The organism is Acinetobacter sp. 25-47-122, from assembly GCF_056779695.1.
This window is the reverse complement of sequence record NZ_JBWYIJ010000021.1, coordinates 1-8,908: the sequence shown is the minus strand read 5'-3', so window position 1 is coordinate 8,908 and position 8,908 is coordinate 1. Positions and strand designations below refer to the sequence as shown.

Annotated in this window: 7 protein-coding genes; 2 read left to right on the top strand and 5 right to left on the bottom strand. The window is 36.1% G+C overall.

From position 1 onward, the window contains the following. Window positions 1-1,283: BapA/Bap/LapF family prefix-like domain-containing protein (locus AC1M9P_RS14515; protein WP_481588081.1), on the bottom strand; the 1,283-nt coding region annotated here is incomplete at its 3' end. Window positions 1,284-1,604: 321 nt separating this feature from the next. On the opposite strand from AC1M9P_RS14515, the gene AC1M9P_RS14510 reads away from it, so the two are divergent. Together AC1M9P_RS14510 and AC1M9P_RS14505 are read left to right on the top strand one after the other, a co-directional pair. Beyond that, on the top strand, window positions 1,605-2,675 hold the full coding sequence (locus AC1M9P_RS14510; RefSeq protein WP_481588080.1) for a zinc-binding metallopeptidase family protein: 1,071 nt from the start codon (window positions 1,605-1,607) through the stop codon (window positions 2,673-2,675). 78 nt (window positions 2,676-2,753) lie between these two features. Further along, entirely contained in the window at window positions 2,754-3,515 is a 762-nt protein-coding gene (locus AC1M9P_RS14505) for a 3-oxoacyl-ACP reductase (RefSeq protein ID WP_481588079.1), read from the top strand. 90 nt (window positions 3,516-3,605) lie between these two features. Here AC1M9P_RS14505 and AC1M9P_RS14500 read toward each other — a convergent pair whose 3' ends face one another. The 4 genes from AC1M9P_RS14500 to AC1M9P_RS14485 form a co-directional block, all read right to left on the bottom strand. Further along, window positions 3,606-4,499 (bottom strand): LysR family transcriptional regulator, encoded by an 894-nt coding sequence (locus tag AC1M9P_RS14500; RefSeq protein ID WP_092766282.1) that lies wholly within the window; start codon window positions 4,497-4,499, stop codon window positions 3,606-3,608. Window positions 4,500-4,663: 164 nt separating this feature from the next. After that, window positions 4,664-5,935, bottom strand: coding sequence for a DcaP family trimeric outer membrane transporter (locus AC1M9P_RS14495; RefSeq protein WP_481588078.1), 1,272 nt, complete (start codon window positions 5,933-5,935; stop codon window positions 4,664-4,666). An 83-nt stretch (window positions 5,936-6,018) separates the two neighbouring features. Next, window positions 6,019-7,389, bottom strand: coding sequence for an aromatic acid/H+ symport family MFS transporter (locus tag AC1M9P_RS14490; RefSeq protein ID WP_481588077.1), 1,371 nt, complete (start codon window positions 7,387-7,389; stop codon window positions 6,019-6,021). Window positions 7,390-7,775: 386 nt separating this feature from the next. Further along, a complete protein-coding gene (locus AC1M9P_RS14485; protein WP_035270297.1) occupies window positions 7,776-8,690 on the bottom strand; it encodes a LysR family transcriptional regulator in 915 nt (304 codons plus the stop codon). Between the last annotated feature and the right edge of the window lie 218 nt (window positions 8,691-8,908).

The following is an 8,908-nucleotide window of genomic DNA, read 5'->3' as shown; positions in this document are numbered from 1 at the left end:
GCTGGACTGATTACACCATTTTTAGCAGCAATTGCCTCTACCAATTCATCATGCTTAGCTTCTGCAGTTTGAACCGCTTGTGTTGCTGCTGCAATCGCGGCATCAACATCATCAGCAATACCATTGCTATCTGTATCGTTCACTGCTGGTACAACTGTATCTAGAGCATCTAAACGAGCATCTAGATCATCTTTAGCTGCTGATGCAGGTAATGCATCAACCAAGCCTTGTGCTGTACCTTTCAACGCATCTAATTGATCTTTGATCGCTTGTAATTGAGCTTGCGTTGCTGGACTGATTACACCATTTTTAGCAGCAATTGCCTCTACCAATTCATCATGCTTAGCTTCTGCAGTTTGAACCGCTTGTGTTGCTGCTGAAAAATCTAAATTAGTAAGATTATCCACAGCATTATTTAGTTCATCACGAGCATTATTTACATCATCAATGCTTGGCTTGTCACCAATATTGTTATTAAAGTCATCTACAAGCTTTTGAGCTTCTTCAATTTCTTTTTCTAATTCTGATCTAGTTTCATCAGTATATGGATCATTTGGATCTTCATTTTCCAACTTATCCTTTGCATTTTCCAAATCAGCTTCAAGATTATTAATTGCTTCTTCTAATTTAGCAGCATCTTTAGCTTCTTGATCTTTTAAAGCATCTTCAACAATAGAAATTAAATCATCAGCCGTCTGGTCAAGTAATTCTTGACTTGATTCTGGGTCTTTTAAAACAGCTTCTGCATCATTAATAGCATTTTCAACTCGCTGTTTTTCATCACCATCCAATTGATTTAATGAATTTTTAGCATCATTGATTGCATCAACTAATTTGCTGAGATCTTTGGAAGGTTGTTTTGTGTCACTTGATCCATTAGCAGCATCAAATACAGCAACGCCAACTCCAACTGCACCTAGTGCAAGTGCACCACCAGCTAACCAATTATTTAAGATTGTAGCGCCAGTTCCAGCACCACCTTCTAGTAACGCTTCTATGCTTTCTAAAGGGTTGTATTCTACATTTTTGAAATCAAGAACAAACATCTCACTATTTTGGTTACGGAAAACTAAATCAGATGTTTCATAATTGAAGTTTTCTAGGGTTATTGTTTCCCCATTATTAAGTTTAATAATGACCTGATTATCATTCACAATCAGCTCTTGAACATCTTCAGGAGCCACGTCGATCATTACAACTGAGTCTTCAACAATTTTAATTATATTGCTTTCTGAAGTGATCGTATTATTCAAGGTTTTTTTTGAGATAATCTGAGTTTGCATATACAAAATACCCATAGATTTAAAGAAATTTTACTTGATAGCATTAAACGATCATTTAGTTTTCTAATCAAGATTTTTTTAGATTAAAAATCATATATTTCAATATATTGTGATTTGCATCACACTATTTTTTAATAAAATTGATTTTATTTTATACAGTAACTAAATGATCTTAATTATACTGGTATTTACAAATTCAATACATTGATTACTTATTGTTCATCATTATTCTTGCTTTTAATTTTCATTATTTAATATCAGAAACACAAATTTTTTTTTGAAAAAAGCAATGGTATAATCTCAAAAAAATGAATAATTTTTATGAAATATTTTTCTTGCGCGCAGTGCAATCGGCAAATCTTTTTTATGAATTCTACATGTACTCATTGTGGAATTAATTTAGGATATGTTGTAGAAGAAAGAGAAATGGGAAGTTTCCATAAACATACTAGTCAATTGTGGAAATCTATTAATCCCAAATTCAAAAGTAAACTCTATAAACCCTGTTTTAATTATTTGCATCATCATGTATGCAATTGGATGATTCCTGCAGAAAGTTCTGATATTTACTGTGACTCTTGCAAACTAACCTCTATTATTCCAAATTTAAATAATCCTGATCACACCATCTATTGGAGCAGATTAGAGCATGCGAAGCGTCGTTTCCTTTATATGATGCAACAACTAAATATCATGCCGAGACCAAAAAAAAATGATCATGATCAATTTGGACTTAGATTTAATTTTTTGATGCCCGAACCAGATCTTCCTGTTTTAACTGGTCATGCTCAAGGTACAATTACATTAAATGCAAGCGAAGCAGACGTCGTATACCGCGAAACAACCCGAATAAAAATGGGTGAAAACTATCGAACCCTACTCGGTCATTTTCGCCACGAAAGCGGGCATTACTATTTCGATCTCATTCAACAGCTTCGACCAGATCTGATTGATGCGTTCAGAGTAATGTTTGGAGATGAACGACAAGATTATGCTGAGGCTTTAAAGCGACATTATCACGAAGGTCCACCCATAGACTGGCAGAAAAATTTTATTAGTTCCTATGCGAGTGCTCACCCATGGGAAGATTGGGCTGAGACTTGGGCACATTATTTACATATGATGGATACCTTAGAAACAGCATACTATGCGGGTCTGAGTGTTCAATCTAAACGTGCTGATCTTCCAAGTATGACGATCGAAGAAAATCCGATTGGTGCTAAAAACTTTGAAACTGTTTTACAAAACTGGTTAACCATCACTTTTAACTTAAATGCACTTAATCGCAGTATGGGTTTAGATGATGCATACCCATTTACGCTATCAGATAAAGTCTTAGACAAGCTCAGATTTATTCATCACAAACTATTAGAAATTTCATTTCAAAAATAAATATTTTTGCTTTATCAAAGGTTGAAGTTACTTATTATTTAAATACAATCTTCACCAAGTCTTATTGATTGTGTGTAAATGAAAATAAACGAACAGATTGTACTCATTACAGGTGGGGCACGAGGCCTTGGCTTGGCTATTACCAAGGCATTATTGAGCGAAGGCGCTCGTGTCGTTGTCAATTATCATAGTAGTCATGAGTCTGCTAAGACATTAAAACTTTCACATCCTGATCAAGTATTTAGTTATCAAGCAGATATTACTGATGCAGAGCAAGTTTCAAAAATGTTTAACGCTGCCAAACTGCACTTTGGTGAAGCTATTCATTCAGTTGTGAATAATGCACTCGTTAGTTTTAAATTTAACGGGGATGCAAGACCAAATATTTCACAAATACAGTGGAATGATATGCACACTCAGTTTGAGGGTGCTGTTAAAGCTGCCCTCAATACCACTCAAGCTGCTTTAGCCGACATGAAAGCTAATCAATTCGGTCGAATTGTGAATATAGGAACAAACTTGGTGCAAAATCCTGTTGTGCCATATCATGACTATACTACTGCAAAATCTGCCCTTCTCGCATTGACGAGAACATGTGCTCATGAATTAGGTGAGTTTGGAATTAATGTCAATATGTTGTCTGGTGGATTACTTCAACAAACTGATGCAAGTAAAAGCACGCCACAGGAAGTTTTTGATTATATTGCTTCCGCTACCCCCTTGCGTAAAGTAGTCACTCCTGATGAGTTTGCTTCAGCCATTTTAATGTTTTTGTCACCGTACTCCAAAGCTGTCACTGGTCAAAATTTAATAGTGGATGGCGGTTTAGTTAAAAATTAATAACGATGCTTAGAGCTTAGGCTATTTTTTATTTAAGGAATAGCCTACCTATATAACCCCAATCGCTTGCTCATAGAGTATTTATGAGTGTTATTTTACAAGGATTTCATGAAACATATGTCTAAGCCATTGATGGCTGGTCTTATGATGACAGGACATATGCCAGTATTGTTTAACACCATATGTCGGGAAAGCAATAGGTGCATCAAAGATTTTTAAATTGCCTCGTGATAATAAAACTTCACTTAGATAGTAAGGCACTGTAGCAATCGCATCAGTTTCTTGAACAACAAGACCAACACCAAGATAACTTGGTAATCGCATTAAAATATTTCTTTTAAGTTCAAGGTTTAACAGCTCATTTTCAATATGGTAATGCCCCATTCCCGCATCAATATCAATGTGTGATTCTGCCAAATACTGCTCTTTGCTGATTGAATCTCCCGTTAAACGCGGGTGATCTTTTGCTGCAATTACAACATAATATTGCTCGAATAGTTTTTGTTGATAAAAGCCATTTTCCAAATGAGGCAGAAATCCTAATGCAAGATCAATTTCACCATTTGCCATTTGATAACTTGTTTCAGAAGTTATTGGACGCACATTTAATCTGACATGAGATGCTTTTGCTTTTAGATATTGGGAAATCTTAGGCAGTAATACTAAATGCGAAACATCAGTCATCGCCAAGGTGAATTGTTGATCTGATATAGCTTCATCAAAATCGATCGTAAAATTATTAATCGCTTCAACTTTACTTAATGCTTCACTGACCAATGGGAATAATTGCTTTGATAATTCCGTCGGGATCATTTCATTCCCAATTCTTAAAAAAAGCGGATCGTTATAATGTTGTCGAATTTTATTAAGAATATTACTTACAGCAGGTTGACTCATCTGCAATTGTTCAGCAGCAACCGAGACACTTTTAAATTTGTAAACATGAAAAAAAATACTGAGTAATTTGCAATCTAATTCGTACACGAAACGCGCCTTCTCCTAGTAGATGAGAATCTAAAGTCAAATAAGATCTCATAGTACTTTTATATTTTTATTTTTTCTAGGATCTATTCTGACATTCTCTAAAACCATCCCATAAAAAAAGAGCGAAAAATCGCTCTTTTTATCATCATTCAAGCTGGAATCATTTAGAAATTATAAATTGCTACAGCACTTACACGATTATCCTCACCTGTGTTAGAACCATTTGGTGCAGATACTACAGCTTTACGCTCACCATACACATATTCCAACCCAAGGCTAATCGGTTTGATCGGACTATAGAATGCATTGACCCAACCTTGCCAAAGCTCCTTATTGATCTCTGTCAGATTTACTGCACCACCTCGATAAGCATTTGTCACATCTTGATTCATATAACCAAAACCAACAGTTCCACGCCATTGAGGATTAAATTGCTGCGTTAGACCTATTGTAATCGAGTCAAATTCATTCTCATCTAAAATTTCACCAGATGAGCTACGGCTGATACCAGGATTCGTCCATGAAACGAAACTGCTATCTCCTTTTACATGATAGTAGTCAGCTTTCAGTGTAGTTGAAGGAGCTAACTTATATTGCATACCAAGTCCTACGCCCCATGCAACGACTTCATCAACTTCTGTTTTCTTTTCATCGACCATAGTACGTAAACTGAGTTTAGCATCATCATTTAATTGATGATTCAATCGCGCTGTGACTGCAGGTGTACGCATTTTAGATAAGCCATCTTTTGGATCTTCTGCTGCAAGGACCAAGCCTGTTGCAGGTGCTAAACTCATACTATAACGAACTTGAGGTGTACGTTTTACAGCACCACCCACATAACCTAAGGCATCAATCGTTTCAGGCATATAGTCTGGCACAGCAAAGTTAGACCAAGTTTGACCAATTAACCATTTATCGTAATTCATATAAGCATGACGTATACGAAGATTATCTAATCCAGCTCCACCCAAAAAGTCGACTTCAACTTTACCTGAAACTTTTTTATCATTAATTTGACTATGAATATCCAAACCTAAACGTGTTGCTGATAGAGTCGACTTAAGCTGATCACTCGCCTCATTATTACCGGTTAAAGGAACCTTATTAATATTATTATATAGGCGATCTAACCCACTACCTTCAGCTTGATATGAAGCATCTAGACGAACATTTCCATAAAAATTAAAAGTGGTATCTTTACCAACATTTAGTTTTGGTTGGGGTTTAACAGATTCAGTTTTTAATGTCTCAATCGATTTTGTCTGTACAACAGCATTCTTCTGTTGTTGTTCCATCATTGATTTAAGTGCTTCAATTTCTTGACGTAGTTGCTCTATTTCAGACTGTTGTGGACTATTCGCGTATGCTGCAGTAGATGTTAAAACAGCTAATGAGATTAAACTTAAAGTAAAAGGTTTGTTTGAAAAGATCATCCTAATCTCTCTTATCCAATAAAATGGTTTAAAAGTCTAAGTAACAGCCACCTTCTGGCAGCTGTCTTATTTATAAAGAATTTTTACTGAGTTTGTTCTACGACTTTAGAAGAGTGTACAGATTCTTCCTGAGCAATTTTACCATCTACTGAATTTTTCAGATTCACCATGAAAATTGCTAAGGCTGCAATCACACCAGGAATTGCGATGACCAAGAAATTCATTTGGTGCGGAAGTTCCATGGTTAACAAAGCACCGGTGAGTACTGGACCTACGATTGCACCTATTCGACCAATACCAGATGCCCACCCCATACCAGTTGAACGAACTGTTGACGGATAATATTGTGCGACGAATGTATAAAGTAGAATTTGTGAGCCAATCGTTGCAGCGCCCGCGATTGCAATTAGCGTATACAACACGATTTGTGGACTATTAAAGCCGAGAAGGATAAGTGCAAGTGCACCGCACACGAACATAATTGTAAGTACTTTTTTGATGTGGAAACGATCTGCAAGATATCCACCACCGATTGCACCCACCATACCACCGATATTTAATGCAAATAGGAAGATCATACTTGCACCAAGCGAGTAACCCGCTTGAATCATCAGTTTTGGCAACCAGCTTCCTAAAGCATAAACCATGAGTAAACACATAAAGAATGCAACCCAGAACATGAAAGTACTGAAGGTACGACCTTGCTGGAATAATGCTTTTAAAGGAGCTTCATCACCTGCTGTGACTTCATCTAATACAAATTGAGTGTCAGCAGTAATATTTTTTTCAGGTGCGATTTTCTTAACATTAATTCGCACTTGCTCGGTTTGGTTTTTGTTGGTCAGGTACATCAAAGATTCTGGTAGGAATTTCCAAATCAACGGCAATGCGATTAAAGGCAATGCAGCGATATAGAACATAATTTTCCAGCCATATTGTGGAACTAACCAAGCACCTAATAATGCTGACGTCATACCACCAATTGCATATCCACTGAACATAAGAGCAACTAAAGTACTTCTAATTCGCTTAGGTGCATATTCAGTCATTAAAGCAACAACGTTAGGCATCACACCGCCAATACCCAGACCAGCAAGAAAGCGTAAAATACCAAATTCAGTCGGATTTGATGCAAATGCCCCCAAAAATGTAAATCCACTGAAGATTGCCACACAAATCATGATGGTTTTTTTACGACCAAGCTTATCTGATAATGTACCAAATGACATAGCACCGAACATCATCCCAAATAAAGCTGTACTTGCTAACAATCCAGCTTGTACTGAAGTTAATGCCCATTCCTGCATTAATAAAGGTAATGCAACTCCGTAAATGACAAGATCATAACCATCAAAGATAATAATCAATAAGCACCAAAACAATACACCCCAATGAAATGGTGTGAACTTAGCATCATCAATCACACGATTGATATTTAATTTGTTTGCTTCCAAGGTTGCGCCTCCTGCAAATAAACTCTCCAAAAATATGACGCAACATTGACTTAAAGCTGAAAAAATGTCCAAAACCGAATATATCTATATATATACCTTCAAGGTCTAAATAATCTCGAGGGCTTATTTCTAGTATGATTGAATGAAAATTAGACGAATAATTACTTTAAAAAAAAATTCTTTGAGAATTTCTAATTTGAATTTTTTATTGCAACCTACTTTTTCTTTAAAGTTAAAATTATTTGTTTGAAATTTATCAAAAAAAATTAAGCCCCTTTTCGGGGCATAAGCTAAAGTCGTAGTTATTTTGAGTATTTAAGATTTTTGATTGCTATTTTTTATCCAATAGCTTTAGACCTAAGTCTAATTATTGTATTAGACCCTATCTAAATTAAATTTCTATCATACTTAATTGCTTCTAAATCATACACTTGGTAAATACAATCTATTAGAGACATGATGTCCTCGCTCTCATCTAGATTACGTATCGTCATAAATACTGGACTTACTGCAGTTTCATCTAAAATTGGGATGTAAAGCAAATGGGATAGCTGAATTGATTTCGCACTTTCTGGGACAATACAAATACCTTCACCAGCTGCAACCAAACCAAGAGATAGCTGAATTTCTCGCACCAAACGAATATTTTTAGGTTCTAAATTATATTCTGCAAACAAGGCTTGGACTTGAGTTGCAAAGCTAGGGGTTGTATGGCTAGGGTATAAAAAAATATTTTCATCAGAAATATCAGATAGATAAACACCTTCTTTTTTTAAACTTAAAGGATGACTCGCATGCACTGCCATCATTAAGCGCTCTTCACGAAGTAAAATTCGCTTCAATGCTGGATCTGAAATTCTAAGCCGCCCAAATCCCACATCAATCTTCCCCTCTTTGAGTGCTTTAACTTGTTCTAACGTGGTCATTTCAACAAGTTCAATCTTTAAGTGGGGTTGCTGCTGCCTATATAAATATACAATTTTAGAAAGCAACCCATAAAGCAGTGACCCGACAAACCCCATTGTTACTGTACGTTCAACTAGACCTATACGCTTTGTCATAGACTTAACTTCTTCAGCATTGGCAAGTAATTTCACTGCGTGCTGATAAAAGAAATAACCGGCTTGTGTTGTTTTTAATGGACGGCTACCTCGCTCAAATAAAGCAATACCAAGCTCTGATTCCAAATTTTGAATTTGTCTACTTAATGGTGGCTGCGCGATAAATAACTTTTCGGCTGCTTTTGTAAAACTTTGTTCTTCTACCACTGCGACAAAATATCGTAGATGTCTAAGCTCCATGACTTCCATACCTTTAAAATATATTAAAATGCAAAAATGATCTTCGACTCTATTTTTGCATTCTTTTAAGGTATACCACATGAAATACACAATGCAAGAATGCGTAGAGTGGAAATGATTACATCAGTTGAAACCTTGCTCGTTGAAATCCCGACGATCCGCCCACACAAGATGGCGGTCGCAACGATGCAAACTCAAACCTTAGTCCTCATTAAAAT

What these genes read in the sequence shown, in the direction of transcription:
- AC1M9P_RS14510 (WP_481588080.1), top strand. Translation starts at nt 1,605, where the DNA reads ATGAAATATTTTTCTTGCGCGCAGTGCAATCGGCAAATCTTTTTTATG.
- AC1M9P_RS14505 (WP_481588079.1), top strand. Translation starts at nt 2,754, where the DNA reads ATGAAAATAAACGAACAGATTGTACTCATTACAGGTGGGGCACGAGGC.
- AC1M9P_RS14495 (WP_481588078.1), bottom strand. Translation starts at nt 5,935, where the DNA reads ATGATCTTTTCAAACAAACCTTTTACTTTAAGTTTAATCTCATTAGCT.
- AC1M9P_RS14485 (WP_035270297.1), bottom strand. Translation starts at nt 8,690, where the DNA reads ATGGAGCTTAGACATCTACGATATTTTGTCGCAGTGGTAGAAGAACAA.